16 protein-coding genes are annotated in these 13,960 nt (G+C 67.5%); 4 read left to right on the forward strand and 12 right to left on the reverse strand.

Translation table 11 applies throughout. The annotated features are described in order from the left end of the window. The first annotated feature begins 187 nt into the window (after positions 1-187). The 3 genes from D0Z08_RS26245 to D0Z08_RS26255 all read left to right on the forward strand — a co-directional run bounded on the left by D0Z08_RS26245 (position 188) and on the right by D0Z08_RS26255 (position 2,175). Positions 188-706, forward strand: a complete 519-nt coding sequence (locus D0Z08_RS26245; protein ID WP_245994516.1) for a helix-turn-helix domain-containing protein — start codon at positions 188-190, stop codon at positions 704-706. After that, on the forward strand, positions 706-1,269 hold the full coding sequence (locus tag D0Z08_RS26250; protein ID WP_118928250.1) for a DUF6036 family nucleotidyltransferase: 564 nt from the start codon (positions 706-708) through the stop codon (positions 1,267-1,269). The genes D0Z08_RS26245 and D0Z08_RS26250 overlap by 1 nt, the downstream gene beginning before the upstream one ends. Before the next feature lie 531 nt (positions 1,270-1,800). Beyond that, positions 1,801-2,175: a hypothetical protein gene (locus D0Z08_RS26255; RefSeq protein WP_118928251.1), complete on the forward strand. Its 375-nt coding sequence runs from the start codon at positions 1,801-1,803 to the stop codon at positions 2,173-2,175. 309 nt (positions 2,176-2,484) lie between these two features. Here D0Z08_RS26255 and D0Z08_RS26260 read toward each other — a convergent pair whose 3' ends face one another. The 10 genes from D0Z08_RS26260 to D0Z08_RS26305 are packed head-to-tail and all read right to left on the reverse strand — an operon-like array spanning position 2,485 to position 11,039. Continuing rightward, positions 2,485-3,135: a 3-oxoacid CoA-transferase subunit B gene (locus D0Z08_RS26260; protein WP_118928252.1), complete on the reverse strand. Its 651-nt coding sequence runs from the start codon at positions 3,133-3,135 to the stop codon at positions 2,485-2,487. Further along, positions 3,132-3,824: a 3-oxoacid CoA-transferase subunit A gene (locus D0Z08_RS26265; protein ID WP_118928253.1), complete on the reverse strand. Its 693-nt coding sequence runs from the start codon at positions 3,822-3,824 to the stop codon at positions 3,132-3,134. Before D0Z08_RS26265 ends, D0Z08_RS26260 begins: the two co-directional genes overlap by 4 nt. After that, positions 3,821-5,044 (reverse strand): thiolase family protein, encoded by a 1,224-nt coding sequence (locus tag D0Z08_RS26270; RefSeq protein WP_118928254.1) that lies wholly within the window; start codon positions 5,042-5,044, stop codon positions 3,821-3,823. The genes D0Z08_RS26265 and D0Z08_RS26270 overlap by 4 nt, the downstream gene beginning before the upstream one ends. Beyond that, positions 5,037-5,432 carry a 4-carboxymuconolactone decarboxylase gene (gene pcaC, locus D0Z08_RS33185; protein ID WP_118928255.1) on the reverse strand — a complete coding sequence of 132 codons (396 nt, stop codon included), beginning with the start codon at positions 5,430-5,432 and terminating at the stop codon, positions 5,037-5,039. The genes D0Z08_RS26270 and pcaC overlap by 8 nt, the downstream gene beginning before the upstream one ends. After that, positions 5,429-6,160, reverse strand: a complete 732-nt coding sequence (locus D0Z08_RS33190; protein ID WP_118928256.1) for an alpha/beta fold hydrolase — start codon at positions 6,158-6,160, stop codon at positions 5,429-5,431. Before D0Z08_RS33190 ends, pcaC begins: the two co-directional genes overlap by 4 nt. Next, entirely contained in the window at positions 6,157-7,401 is a 1,245-nt protein-coding gene (locus tag D0Z08_RS26285) for a lyase family protein (RefSeq protein WP_245994519.1), read from the reverse strand. The genes D0Z08_RS33190 and D0Z08_RS26285 overlap by 4 nt, the downstream gene beginning before the upstream one ends. After that, the gene (gene pcaG / locus D0Z08_RS26290; RefSeq protein ID WP_118928257.1) at positions 7,383-7,937 is read right to left on the reverse strand and encodes a protocatechuate 3,4-dioxygenase subunit alpha; all 555 of its coding nucleotides are present in this window, start codon (positions 7,935-7,937) and stop codon (positions 7,383-7,385) included. The genes D0Z08_RS26285 and pcaG overlap by 19 nt, the downstream gene beginning before the upstream one ends. Continuing rightward, positions 7,934-8,710 carry a protocatechuate 3,4-dioxygenase subunit beta gene (gene pcaH, locus D0Z08_RS26295; protein ID WP_220454357.1) on the reverse strand — a complete coding sequence of 259 codons (777 nt, stop codon included), beginning with the start codon at positions 8,708-8,710 and terminating at the stop codon, positions 7,934-7,936. Before pcaH ends, pcaG begins: the two co-directional genes overlap by 4 nt. Next, positions 8,707-9,897 (reverse strand): 4-hydroxybenzoate 3-monooxygenase, encoded by a 1,191-nt coding sequence (locus tag D0Z08_RS26300; protein ID WP_118928259.1) that lies wholly within the window; start codon positions 9,895-9,897, stop codon positions 8,707-8,709. The genes pcaH and D0Z08_RS26300 overlap by 4 nt, the downstream gene beginning before the upstream one ends. Further along, positions 9,894-11,039, reverse strand: a complete 1,146-nt coding sequence (locus tag D0Z08_RS26305) for an alpha/beta hydrolase family protein (protein ID WP_118928260.1) — start codon at positions 11,037-11,039, stop codon at positions 9,894-9,896. Before D0Z08_RS26305 ends, D0Z08_RS26300 begins: the two co-directional genes overlap by 4 nt. Before the next feature lie 181 nt (positions 11,040-11,220). On the opposite strand from D0Z08_RS26305, the gene D0Z08_RS26310 reads away from it, so the two are divergent. Next, positions 11,221-12,621: an FAD-binding oxidoreductase gene (locus tag D0Z08_RS26310; protein WP_118928261.1), complete on the forward strand. Its 1,401-nt coding sequence runs from the start codon at positions 11,221-11,223 to the stop codon at positions 12,619-12,621. A 79-nt stretch (positions 12,622-12,700) separates the two neighbouring features. Here the strand turns inward: D0Z08_RS26310 and D0Z08_RS26315 are convergent, their stop codons facing one another. Continuing rightward, positions 12,701-13,123, reverse strand: coding sequence for a nuclear transport factor 2 family protein (locus tag D0Z08_RS26315; RefSeq protein ID WP_118928262.1), 423 nt, complete (start codon positions 13,121-13,123; stop codon positions 12,701-12,703). 43 nt (positions 13,124-13,166) lie between these two features. Next, positions 13,167-13,934 (reverse strand): SDR family NAD(P)-dependent oxidoreductase, encoded by a 768-nt coding sequence (locus tag D0Z08_RS26320; protein ID WP_118928263.1) that lies wholly within the window; start codon positions 13,932-13,934, stop codon positions 13,167-13,169. Positions 13,935-13,960: the final 26 nt, after the last annotated feature.

A 13,960-nucleotide genomic window follows, 5' to 3' on the forward strand; every position in this document is an offset into this window, starting at 1 on the left:
GCCGTGACCTGGTCCTAGGGATGCTCCAGCACTCACGGTCGCAGGCCCAGAGCTGGATCCGGCGCAAGTCGGTCTCGGGGAGCGTCACGGCGGCAACCGCCACGGCGAGTCCGAATGAACCGACGCTCCCGCTCAGGAAGATCGATCGCGGCGGCTTGCGATAGCAGTATTTGCTATAGTTCCTGACATGACCAGTCGGAGTGAGGTGCTGCGTGAGGTGATGCTCGAGACGGGCACTACGCAGTCCGACCTGTCACGGCTCAGCGGGGTGCGCCAGCCGAGCATCAGCGGCTTCCTCTCTGGCAGGGTCGACCTCAGCGACGACCAGCTCGACCGGCTGTTGTCGTGCATGGGCTTTCGCCTCGAGGTCGTGCGGCGTTCTGTCGTTCCCAGGCTGACACGCTCCGAGCGTCGCTCGTGGCAGCTGCACCGGCGTCTCTCGACGCTCCTGAATCGCCAGAGCTTCGAGAACTGGAAGCCGACGATCGAACGCAACCTGGATCGTCTCACCGAGCGGGTCACCGGTCAGCCGCACGAACGCAACCTCGACCGCTGGCGGCAGCTGGTCGACCACAGCGACCTACCCGGTTTGCATCGCGTCCTGACCGGTCTCGACCGCGACTCGATCGAGATGCGCGAGGTCTCCCCCATGTCCGGACTGCTTCCCGACGAACAGCGCCGCGAAGTCCTCAAGGCGGCGGGCTGATGCGACGCGACCAGCTGGAGCACGCGATCCGCACGGCCTGCCAGATCATCCAGGAGCGCGAGGTCATCGTGGTCGGCTCGCAGGCAATCCTCGGGACCTACGACGAGTCCCAGCTCCCCGCTGCAGCGACGATGTCGATCGAGGTCGACATCCTCCCGATCGCCGACAGCAACGAGGAAACCGCCCGCCTGGCCGATCTCATCGAGGGCGTCGCGGGCGAGTTCTCGCCCTTCGAGGAGCTCCACGGCTTCAGCATCGACGGCGTCGACCTGGAGACCGCAGTCCTTCCGGATGGGTGGCGCGACCGCCTGGTCAAGGTGCAGAACGCCAACACAGCAGCACCGGCCGGCGAGCCGCGCTTCACCGGTTGGTGCCTCGACAAGGAAGACCTCTGCGTCGCGAAGCTGATTGCACTCCGCGAGAAGGACCGCAACTTCGTGGCCGCTCTGCTCGACGCCGGCCTCGTGGACTCCGACCTGATCACAACGCGGTTATTGGCGGTCTCACGGGAGCACCCCGCAGCAACCGACCGGGCGCTCGCCTGGCTCAACGCGACGCGCTAAAGCTCCATTGCGGGGAAAGTGGACGATCAGCAGTCCCAGGGCAACGTTCCATGGGCCTCTGGCTGACACTGGCCGGTGTTGGTCCTCGTTGAAAAATGGCCCTGACCTGCACGAACGCGATCAAGCAGTCACTGGCCGTCGTTGACTACTCTTAGTCTCGGCTGAACTTCTTGCGGACTATTTGCGGACTGCGCGCGCGGCCACCGCAGAGGAGATCGAACTCTGCGAACTCCAGCGCCTGCCGCATGCGGCCCCTGCATGAGCCGCCACTAGCGCCCCGAAGGAGGGCGTCGGACGACGTTGGAAACCAATGCGCAGGCCAGAGGCACAGTTGACGATTGCCCATCGTTGGCTGCGGGACTTGACCCAGCGACGTCTGGGATACCCCCGTAGTGCCCTGAGCGCCTGTCATCGATTGAGACTGTTTGACGATTCTGGCCGCTGACCTGGGGCGTGTGAGCCGGTCGGTTCGTAGGTGATTCACAGAAAACGCCGCACTACGTCACAGTCGGCTTCGTCAGGATCGCTCGCATGAGCGAACCACTACCCACCCCCGATGCACGCACCTCGCCGTGGTCCCGCATCACCGGCAAGCTGTTCCGCTTTCGGGCTGTGCTCGCCGTCAGCCTCGCGAGCGCCATGATCGGAGCCTCTGGCGGCGCGGGCGCCGTCGTCCTTATCGACCAGGAGGACCCCTCGTCGCCAACGGGCCCGCGGTTCGAGGACCCGATCAGCAATGGGACCGACGACAGCGGCGAAGAGGACACCGAGGGTTACCTCCCCGGCCAGCAGAACATCCCTGGGATGCCCCCGCGTAGCGGCTTCCAACCGGGGCCGCCGCCCGAAGATGAGTACCAAGGCGACAGCGACACCGGCTCCAGAAACGCCGCCGTCAGCGGCATCTGAGCGAGGCGACATGAACGGCGTGAACGATCGCCAGGTTGCTGTCGTGCGTCGGCTGGACGAACTGTTCCGGTTCGTGTGGGGGCGGACCGCCGAGAGTGCCCGCGCGGCCGAGGGGCGGCGACCTCGTCGAACGAAGATTCGCCTTGGGCGACGCTCCGCTCACTCAAGGTCGCGAAGCAACTGCTCGACGGCCGCTCAATCGGATCATAGGCGGCGGAGCGCTTCCTGCGCCGGGCAGCGCGTACCCACTCGGAGCACCCGGCCTTCAAGGTGGACTGGCGCCACTGAACGTTCGGCGTGCACCTGTCGCTAGCCGAGGGGTACCGCGAGCCGCTCCTGCAACGCGGGCAGGCTGACGCCGTACGTCTCGAGAACGAGGACGCCGTCGCGGCCAATCTGAAACGTGCCGACGTCGGTGTAGACCCGGCTCACGCAGCCGACGCCGGTGAGCGGATAGGTGCATTCGGGAACGAGCTTGGGGGTCCCGTCCTTGGCGAAGAGGGTCATCATCACGAAGACCTGCCTGGCGCCGGTGGCGAGATCCATCGCGCCGCCGACAGCGGGTATCGCACCGGGCTCGCCGGTGTGCCAGTTCGCGAGATCGCCGCGCTGAGAGACCTGGAACGCGCCGAGGACGCAGACGTCGAGGTGGCCACCGCGCATCATGGCGAACGAGTCGGCGTGGTGGAAGTACGCAGCCCCGGGCGCTTCGGTAACGGGGATCTTCCCGGCGTTGATCAGGTCCTGGTCGATCTCGTCCCCGACGGCGGCGCGGCCCATGCCCAGCATCCCGTTCTCCGTGTGGAGTACGACCCCAGCATCCTCGGAGAGATGGTCGGCCACGAGCGTGGGCTGTCCGATGCCGAGGTTGACGTAGGCGCCCTGCGGGATGTCGCGCGCGATGACTGCGGCCAGCTCGATCTTGTCCAGCGGCCCGCGGTCCAGGTGCTCGATCGTCATGACACGGCCTCCGACGCCTCGAGGGGCGACCGCTGCAGGTCGAGGATCCTGTCGACGTAGATGCCGGGCGTCACGATCACCTCAGGGTCCAGGCCGCCCAGCGGGAGCATGCCGTGGACCTCCGCGATGGTGGTGCTGGCCGCGGTGGCCATGACCGGTCCGAAATTGCGGGCGGTCTTGCGGAAGACCAGGTTGCCGCGCGGGTCGCCCAGGTAAGCACCGACGAGAGCAACGTCGCCCTTGATCGGAAGCTCGAGGACATAGTCGACACCGTCGATGGTGCGAATCTCCTTGCCGTCGGCGAGGGGCGTGCCGACGCCGGTGGGGCAGTAGAACGCGCCGATGCCCGCACCGCCCGCGCGCATCCGCTCGGCGAGCGTGCCCTGGGGCACGACCTCGAGCTCGATCTTCTTCTCGCGGTACAGCTCGTTGAAGACCCACGAGTCGATCTGGCGGGGGTAGGAGCAGATGATCTTGCGGACCCGCTCCTTGGCGAGCAGGGCGGCCAGGCCGGTGTATCCGTTGCCAGCGTTGTTGCTGACGACGGTGAGGTCCTTCGCCCCTTGCCGGATAAGGGCGTCGATGAGGGTCACCGGCATCCCGGCCATGCCGAACCCGCCGATCAGAACCATCGAGCCGTCCCTGATCCCAGCGACCGCTTGGTCGGCGGACGTCGTCACGAATGTCATCGGGCCTGCTCCTTGACCAGCTCGTTCGCGGCCACGTTCTCCAGCACGACGGCAAGGCCCTGGCCGACGCCGATGCAGATCGCCGCGACACCCCAGCGCTCGTTGCGCTCGCGCAGCACCTTGGCGAGGGTGCCCACGATCCGCCCGCCGGAAGCGCCGAGCGGATGTCCGATTGCGATCGCACCGCCGCGGGAGTTGACGATTTCGGGGTCGACCTTCCAGGCATCCATGCACGCCAGCGACTGCACAGCGAAAGCCTCGTTGAGCTCGACAGCCCCGACGTCGGACCATCCGATACCGGCCCGCCGCAGCGCCCGTTCGGCGGCCTCGACCGGCGCATAGCCAAAGGCCTGTGGCTCCAGCGCCGAGACTCCCCGCCCCGCGATCCGGGCGCTGGGCGCGCCCCCGATTCGCTCCGCCGCGACGTCGCCGCCCAGCAGGACTGCGGACGCACCGTCGTTGAGCGGACTGGCGTTGCCGGCCGTGATGGTGCCGTCGCGCCGGAACGCGGGCTTGAGCCCGGCAAGCGACTCGGGCGTGCTGCCGGGGCGGATGCTCTCGTCCCGGTTGAGGTCGATGCCCTCCACGCCGACGACGAGGTCGTCATGGAACCCCGCCTCCCACGCCTCGTGGGCGAGCCGGTGAGAGCGGGCTGCGAACTCGTCCTGGCGTTCGCGTGAGATGCCGAAGCGCTCCTGGAGCTGCTCGTTGGCCTCGCCGAGGGAGATCGTCCATTCCTTCGGCATCCGCGGGTTCACGAACCGCCAGCCGAGCGTGGTCGACACGGCAGTCACGTCACCGGCGGGGAACGCGCGGGACGGCTTCGGGAGCACCCACGGGGCCCGGGTCATCGATTCGACGCCGCCGGTCAGGATGACTTCGGCGTCGCCCGCCTCGATGGCCCGTGAACCCATCAGCACCGCGTCCAAGCTCGAACCGCACAGCCGGTTCACCGTCGTGGCCGGCACGGTGACCGGCAGCCCGGACAGCAGGACCGCCATCCGGCCGACATTGCGATTCTCCTCGCCGGCTCCGTTGGCGGTGCCCCACACGACATCGTCGATGCCCACCGGGTCGAAGTCCGGCACCTTCGCCAACACGCCGCCGATGGCCGTCGCCGCCAGGTCGTCTGGGCGCACGTCGGCAAGCCCGCCGTTGAAACGTCCGAACGGGGTGCGTGCGGCGGCGTACACGTAGCAGGAAGTGACCCGGTCACTCATCTCCTGGAGCCTCCTGCGCGAAGACCTCCTGCGCGAAGACCTCCTGCGCGATGCGGAACGCCGTGTTCGCGTCCGGTACGCCGCAGTAGACCGCGGTCTGGAGGAGAACCTCCTTGACTTCGTCCCGAGTCAGTCCGTTGCGAAGCGCTGCCCGCAGGTGCATGGCGAGTTCCTCGTCGTGTCCGCGTGCGATCAGCGCAGTCAGCGTGACGATCGACCGGCTGCGGCGGTCGAGCCCAGGGCGGGTCCAGATCCCGCCCCAGGCGTACTCGGTGATAAAGCGCTGGAAGTCGCTCGTCAGGTCTGTCGCCTCAGCAGTCGCGCGGTCGACGTGTGCGTCACCGAGGACCTCGCGGCGCACTTTCATGCCATGGTCGTGCTGGTTCATGTCGTTCCTTCCAGGAACTGCCGGCGGATCAGGTCCGCAACACCCGGGGGGTCCTCTGCCGGAGCGAGGTGCGCGACGCCGTCGAGGACGACCAGCCGTCCGTTCTGTACGCCGTCCGCGATGTCACCGAGGCACTCGGTCGGCGTGACGGAATCGGCGGAGCCGGCAACGGCGAGCACAGGTGTGGCAATCTCCCCGAGGCGGGCGCGGACGTCGAAGCGCGCGAGCGCCGTACACACCGCGACATAGCCGCCGTCGTGGGCGGCCCTCAGGGCGTCGAGGAGCCGCGCTGCACGCTCGGGTTCACGATTGACGAAGCCAGGTCCGAACCAGCGCCGGGTCGAGGCTTCGACGAGTGCCGCCGTCCCGTGGCGGCTGACCTGCTCAATGCGTTCAAGCCATCCCGCCGGAGTCCCGATTCGTGCGCCTGTGCACAGCAACACGGCCGATCGGACGCGCTCAGGCGCATCGAGCATCAACTGCAACCCGACCGCTCCGCCGACGGAGTCGCCCGCGTAGTAGAACGTTTCATCCAGCTGGGCGAGGACACACGCGGCGAGCTTGGGGATGGTCAGGTCGGTCGTCGCGACGGTCCCTTCGCCGCCGTGGCCGGGCAGGTCCCAGGCGAGCACCTCGAAGTCGTCGCTGAGCAGGTCTGCGCAGGCATCCCAGAGGGATGAGGCCGAGGTTCCGAGCGACGGTCCCAGCACCAGTTGCGGACGGGTCACCGATCTGCCTCGCTGAGCGCGGCGCGGGCACGGACTAGCGCCGCGTCGATGAAGGCATCGGAGGCGCCGACGTAAGTCGCCGCGGGCTCGTGTCCTGTCAGCGCGGCCATCGTCTGCTGCTCGGACCGGACGCCCGACGCAGCACTCAGCGTCGTCGCCATCCGCTCCTCATCGATATGCAGGGCTCGCAGTAGGTCGGTTGTCTGCGAGCCGGCGACGACGGTCCGCCGCGTCAGGGTTCGGAGGGTGGCCCACTCGACGTGCCAGGCGCCGGCTGAGCGCTCGTCGGTGGAGTCCGCCGCGGCGATGTGGAGAGTCGAGGCGAGCGGCGGCGCAGCAATCGCGGCACGGCGTACCAGCACCGAAAGAACGGGGTTGGACTTGTGGGGCATGGTCGACGACCCCCCGCCCACGCCTTCCCGCACCTCCGCGATCTCGGGCCGGGACAAGGCGATCACGTCGTTCGCGACATGCCCCCACGCGTCCGTGCAGCGCACGGCGAGGTCACCGATCCGCGTGACCGGGGTCCGCACCCCATGCCACGGGAGCGACGGTGCGAGCCCGAGCAGGTCGGCCGCAACCTCCGCCGCCCCCGTGGCGGCTTCAACCGGCGATGGGAGAGACTCGGCGAGCTCCACTGTCGCGGCCAACGTCCCGGCCGCACCGCCGAACTGGACGGGAAACGTCGCACGCTCCAGATCCTCAAGCACGTCGAGGACACCGTTGAGCCAATGGCCCGCTTTCAGCCCGAACGTCGTGGGAACCGCGTGCTGGCCCAGCGTCCGGGCGACCATCTCGGTGCGCCGGTACCGCTCGACCAGACCGCAGAGAAGGCCGATCTGGACACGAACCTCCGCCCGGATCACGCCAACCGCGTCGCGGGCGCAGGTCATCAAGGCGGTGTCCAGGACGTCCTGGCTCGTCAGTCCACGATGCAACCAGCGGCTGGGGGCCTCCTCAGCGCCGAGTCGGTCCCTCAGCAGTCGGACGAGCGGCACGACGGGGTTGCCCGCATCCTCGGCGCCGACGGCGACTGTCTGGTGGTCGTTCTCATCGAGCAGGCCCGCCAGCAATCGCTGGTCGACACGGCTCGCCTCCGGGGCGATGCCCCGATCGATGAGCGCCGCCGACCAAGCCGCCTCCACAGCGAGCATGGCGTCGAGGAGCGCGGCGGCACTCATCAGGTCACCCGCCCGGTGGTCGCCGGGCCAGAGCAGGTCGGTCACCGGCTGCCGTGCCATAGGAATACGGTCTCACCCTCACCCTGCAGCCGGATGTCGAAGACGAACCCGTGCGCGTCTGGCGCCGCGATCAGTGTTGATCGGCGCTCGGGGGGCAGCGACACCAACAGGGGATCGGCCGCGAGCGAGGCGTCGTCACCGGGCAGGTACGCGCGGGTCAGCAGGCGGTCGAGGAGCCCGCGCGCGAACACACACACCGAGAAGAACGCAGCGGATGCCGGCGCGATCGGTCCCGGCGCCACTGTCGAGAAGGAGTACCCACCGGTCCCGTCCGTTGCCGCCCGCCCGAAGCCGGTGAAGGTGAAGCCGTCGCGACGCAGTGAGCCAGTCGCCCTCGATGCTGAGCCGCCGGCATCGGCCTGCCAGATCTCGACCAGTGCATCTGGGATCGGAGTGCCGGCACCGTCGAAGACTGTTCCGTGGAGATGAATCCGGCCGGGGTGGCCCGGCGGCACCAGATCGCTGCCGCCGAAGTACGGAAGGGCGTCGTGAAAGAACGGCCCGACGGTCTGACCGGGAGTTGGCGGGTACTTCATTCGTCCTCCTCCACGGGTGTGCGGTGGGTTCCGGTGAGGACGATGTCCCAGCGATAGCCGGTGCACCACTCGTGCTGCGTGACATCGTGGTCGTAGGTCGCCACCAGCCGCTCACGTGCGCGCGGGTCGACGATCGACTGGTAGATGGGGTCGAGCGCGAAGAGCGGATCTCCCGGGAAGTACATCTGGGTCACGAGTCGTTGGGTGAACTCAGTGCCGAAGAGCGAGAAGTGGACGTGCGCCGGACGCCAGGCGTTGAGGTGGTTCTTCCATGGATACGGTCCCGGTTTGATCGTCGTGAATCGGTATTGGCCGTCGTCGTCGGTCAGGCAGCGACCGACGCCGGTGAAGTTCGGGTCGACCGGCGCGGGATGCTGGTCGCGTTTGTGGATGTACCTGCCCGCCGCGTTGGCCTGCCAGACTTCGACAAGTTGTCCGCGGACCGGACGCCCGTCGCCGTCGATCACCCGGCCGGTGACGACGATGCGTTCACCGACCGGGTCGCCGCCGTGCTGGATCGTCAAGTCGGCCTCGAGCGCATCGATGTCTCGCTCACCGAAGACTGGCGCCCACAATTCGATCCCTTCCGGGTCTGCGTGATGCAGGTCCTTCGTGGGGTGCCGGAGCAGGCTCGAGCGGTAGGGCGGGTAGTCCAGACGCGTTGCCACCTCCGGCGCCGCTCCATCGGCCAGCGCGGCGTCGTACTCCTTGACGATCGCGGCGATCTCCTCGTTGACGTCGTCCTGGGTGGCGCGTTCCGGAGTGGTCGTCATGAGTTCGGCCATCCTGTGTATCCCTCCGCGAGGAAGGTGGAGCCCGCGGCTGACGAGCTGATCGTCTCCAGCTCGCCGACCTGGCGGCGTACGTCAAAGTCGGTGGCGTCGGGCAGCCGGTGGAGCATGGTCGTCATCCAGTACGAGAAGTGCTGGGCTCGCCAGACGCGCGATAGAGCCCTGACGGTGTAGTCGTCGAGCGTCTGGGGGTCGCTCTTCGTGATGGCCCGCTCGAGTTCCTCGGCGAGAACACGGACATCAGCCAGGGCAAGGTTGAGACCCTTCGCTCCCGTCGGAGGCACGGTGTGCGCGGCGTCGCCTGCCAGCAGCATCCGGCCGTGCCGCATCGGCTCCTGGACGAAGCTCCGGAAGGGCAGCACCGTCTTCGACGTGATCGGACCCTCATGCAGCGTGTATCCGTTCGCGCCTAAACGGGACTGCAGCTCCTCCCAGATCCGGTCGTCGGACCAGTCGGCGACGTCGGTGTCGGGGTCGCACTGGAAGTACATCCGTTGCAGGGTCTCGGTGCGCTGGCTGATCAGCGCGAATCCGCGCTCGGAGTGGTTGTAGATGAGCTCAGGCGCGCTGGGAGGAGCCTCGGCGAGGATGCCGAACCATGCGAACGGGTACTCGCGGAAGTACTGGCGGCGCGCTGTCTCGGGAACCGCGTACCGACAGGCGCTGCGTGATCCATCAGCACCGACGAGGTAGTCGCATCGGACCTCTTGGGCGCGCCCGTCCGCATCGGTGAACCGCATGCCCGGTGAGTCCGAGGTGAAGTCGACGACCTCGACGTCCCGCACACCGAACCGCACGTCTCCACCGTCGCGCTTCCGGGCGTCGGCGAGGTCGATGAAGACGTCGGTCTGCGGGTAGAGCTGTGTCGCTGCACCCGTGAGCCCGTGGAAGTCGATCCGGTGGCTGCCGCCACCGAAGGCGAGGTCGATGCCCGCGTGCTCGTGGCCGTCGCGCAGCACCCGATCGGAGACACCCGACTCGACGAGCAGCTCCACGCTCCCCTGCTCGAGGATCCCTGCCCGGTGTGTCTCCTCGATCTCGCGCCGGCTTCGGAGGTCGACGGCTACGGAGTCGATGCCGACGCGTGCGAGCAGGTGGGACAGCATCAGGCCGGCTGGGCCGGCGCCGACGATGCCCACCTGGGTCCGGATGACGGGACCGACAGTCACGCGAACACGTCCTCGATCCAGTCCGCCGTGAACGACCCGACGTGGGGAAGGTGGTCGAGCCCGACATGCTCGGTCGCGCCTTCGTCCGCAGTGAAGATGCGCAGCTCGCGCCGGGGGCTGTTCACGGCCTGGTCATAGGACTGGTGCGCGTACCGGACGTTGATCTGGCGGTCGTTCTGGCCGTGGGTGATCAGGAACGGGCAGGTGATGTACTCGACGACGCCATTGAGGTTGACCGCCTCGGCGTCCTTGATGAACGACTCGACATCCTTGCCACCCCAGACCCACAGGACGTGCTCCCAGTAGTGCGGGACCGGGTTCTCACCCTCACGCTCAAGGCGCTTCTTCTGCACCTCGCCCCAGTTGTGGTTGGCGCCCCAGGCGACGACGAGCTTCAGGCGCTTCTCGAACGCGGCGGCGCGCGGCGCGTAGTAGCCCCCGAGCGACCAGCCGACGAGGCCGATCCGCTCGGCGTCGACGTCGGCACGAGTCTCGAGGTAGTCGACGCAGGCCGTTGCCCAGTCCTCGCTCTCGACCCTCGCCTTGAGCCCGTGCAAGCGCAGCGCCTCGCCGCTCCCGGGACAGTCGACCATCAGCGTCGAGATTCCGCGCGCGGCCATCTCCTTCGGCCAGCCCGAGGAGTACATGTGCTCCTTGGTGGAGTCCAGGCCGTTCCACATGATCATCGTCGGGGCCGGCGTGCCGTCGGGCCGCTCCGCACGAGTGAAGTACGCCGGCAGGTCGTCACCTTCGAACGGCACGGCCACGCGGGTCGTCGCTGGGTCGACGAGATCGAACGACCGCTGCATCAGGTCGAGGCAGTGCTGGTAGATGGAATTGCGCGCCGGGTCGCTCGCGCTCTGCATCCGCTCGGCCTGGCAGATGTAGGCGGCGGCCCGAAAGTACCTCTGCCCTGCCGTGCGGGCATGTCCGGCCTTCTCGGCCTCAGCCGCCTGCTGCTCAAGTTGGTCGGCGATCCGCTGCCAGGCGGCCATCAGATCCTTGCTGCCCGCGTCCCCGCGCTGGGCCGCTTCGCGGATTGGCCGGCACGCCCGGTCGACCTCGTCGATGGTGCCGCCGCTGTTCAGCGTCGCGACCACGCCGAGATTCCAGATGTAGTTGTCGGGGAAATACTCGAACATGGGTCGAGCCTGACGCCCGCGCGGACAATCCGGAAACAACGGCTTCGCATGCCGATCATCACCAGTGGCGATTCCAGTTCCGGCGTCCCGTCGGTCTCCCCTTCCTGCGTGCGTGCGGTGATAGCTGGTATCCGAACGCGGCGATTGCTGGGGCCTTGCCGACCTCCCTAGCCTCGCCAGCATGACCAGCGCCTTGCCTTCCCCGGCTCACTTGGACCTCGTCGAGGCCGGCGATCCTGCCTTCGACGACGCCGTGATGAGCCGGGTGTTCAACCTGCGACGTCCGGCGAGGAGGCCGGCCGCTGTGTTGCGTGCCCGATCGGCCGAGGATGTCGCAGCGGGGGTCCGACTGGCTAACGAGCGTGGATGGCAGGTCACCGTGCGGTCCGGCGGACACAGCTGGGCTGTATGGAGCGTCCGCGACAACGCGCTGCTGATCGACCTCGGCGCCCTGACCGACATCTCGTTCGACGAGGCGCGTGGTGTCGCGACCGCCGGTCCCGCGGTGCGCGGCGGATCGGATCTCGATCCGTTCCTGGCCGAGCGTGGCCGGTTCTTCAACGGCGGGCACTGCCCCACGGTGGGCATCGGCGGATTCCTCCTCCAGGGCGGAATGGGCTGGAACTGCCGCGGCTGGAACTGGGCGGCTGAGAGCGTCGTCGCGATCGATGTCGTGACTGCGGACGGAGAGCTCGTTCGGGCTGACTCATCGCAGAACACCGACCTCTTCTGGGCGGCCCGCGGATCCGGCCCCGGCTTCCCGGGCATCGTCACGGCATTCCATCTGGAGACGCGTCGTCGTTTCGAACAGCTACGCCAGACGACCTACGTCTACCCGCGTGAGCTCGCCTCGGAGGTGCTGACCTGGTTCCACACGGCACGCCACAGGGTGCCGGACTCCGTCGAGCTGGTGGTGGTAGGCATCACGCCACCGCTCCCCCCGGAACTCGGGTACGAAGGCTCAGTCGTCGTCGTCGACGGCGTCTGCTTCGATGACGATCCAGACGCCGCGGCAGCTGCGTTGGCGCATCTCGACACGTGTCCCGTCGTGGATCGAGCGCTCCTCACCAGGCGGTGCGAGCCCACTGACATGGCGGCTCTCCGTACCGAGCAGATCCGGTCCAACCCGGAGGAGCACCGCTATATCGTCGACAACGCCTACCTGACCGGCGACACCGAGGAGGTCGTCTCTCGGCTGGTTCCGGCGTTCACCGACCTTCCGACCGAGAAGGCGTTCACCCTGTGGTTCGACATGGGCCGGGCTCCTGAACGGCCTCTGGACGGACTTGCGATCTCGCTGCAGACCGACCTCTACTTCGCCGCCTACATCGTCAACGAGACCGAGGCCGAGGATGACCTGACCCGAGACTGGATCAACGCGACCATGCGCAATCTCGAGCCCGTATCCGCGGGCTGCTACCTGGGCGACTCCGACTTCACCCGCCGCCCGCAGCGGTTCATGTCCGACGAGGCGTTCGCGAGACTGCAGGAGATCCGTGCGGCCCGCGACCCGCGCGGTGTCTTCCCGTCGTACCTGCTGGCCGACGGGGCCGAACTCAACCGCAACCCCTGGGTCGAGTAGTCGAACCGTCGGAAAAACTCCGGGCCGGAGAGAGGCGATCGCATCTCTCCGGCTCGGAAACAATTTGCCGGCGTTCCCGTCAGTGCGGGATTCCCAACTCGGTGACCACGCCCTCGTGGTCGGTCGAGATGAAGCTGTTGTAGGCAACTCTGATATCGGTGAACTGTCCGTCCCGCAGGTCGTAGCGGATCAGTCCGCGGAAGTCGAACGTGTGTCCCTTTCGCACCGGCCCGAACAGCGACTCAGGGTCGTCGCGGAGTGCGGTGAAGTGTGCCCACATCTGAACAGCAGCCGTCTGCTCGTCGCTGACGAACCGCTCCACCGTGAGGTCCTCGCTGAAGGAGGACCAGATCCTTGCGTAGTGATCCCGCATCCCTTGCCGACCATCGAACTCCAGAAGTCCGTTCTGCATGTGCAAGTCGTCGGCGATGTACTCGTCGAACGCCGTGGGGTCCTGCGCATTGAACCGCCTGATGTATTCGTCGTAGTCCTCGCGCTTCACCTGAGGGCTCCTTGGTTCGTTGAATGTCGTCGAACTGCTCGATTCATCCGAGAACCGTGGCGCCGCCGTCGACTACCAGGTTCACGCCGGTGATCCAGTCGGCCTCGTCGGATACGAGGAACAGTGCGGCGTTGACGATGTCCTCGGGGCGGCCGGGGCGGCCGAGCGGGATTCGCTCGAGCATCGCCTGGAAGGGCGGAGGGCCGCCGTCGACGAGCCATTCGGTCGAGGGTGTCACCGTGAATCCCGGGCTGACTGCGACCACACGGATGCCGTGAGGTGCGCCCTCGACGGCGAGCTGCTGGGTCAGGTTGATGACACCTGCCTTGGCGGTGCCGTGCGCGTTCTGCGCCATGAACTCTACGCCGCGCGTGCCGGCGATAGAGCCTACGTTGAGGATCACTCCCCCCGTCTTCTTGAGCTCTTTCCACGCTGCCTTGCAGGCGTAGAAGACGATGTTGAGCTCGTTGCTCATGACGAAGTCCCAGTCCTCTACCGAGAGGTCTTCCACGGGGCCGAAGCGGGGAGTCGATGCGTTGTTGTAGAGGATGTCGATTCGTCCGTGGAGTTCGGCTGCCGACTCGACCCATGCTGCGGTCGCGGCGGCCGAAGAGAGGTCGACCGGCGCGCTGGATGTGATCTCGCCACCGGCGTCTCGTACCAGGCGGACGGTCTCATCTGCGCCTTCGCTGAACAGGTCGCAACCGACGACCGCGGCGCCCTCGGCGGAGAACCGCAGAGCGGCAGCTCGCCCCATGCCGCCTCCGATGCCAGTGATGAGCACGACCTTGCCCTCGAGCCGTCCGGCCATAGGAACTCCTTCATGAGATGTGGTGA

Origin of the sequence: Nocardioides immobilis, from assembly GCF_003515065.1 — a bacterium.
In the GTDB taxonomy this organism is placed as follows: domain Bacteria; phylum Actinomycetota; class Actinomycetes; order Propionibacteriales; family Nocardioidaceae; genus Nocardioides; species Nocardioides immobilis.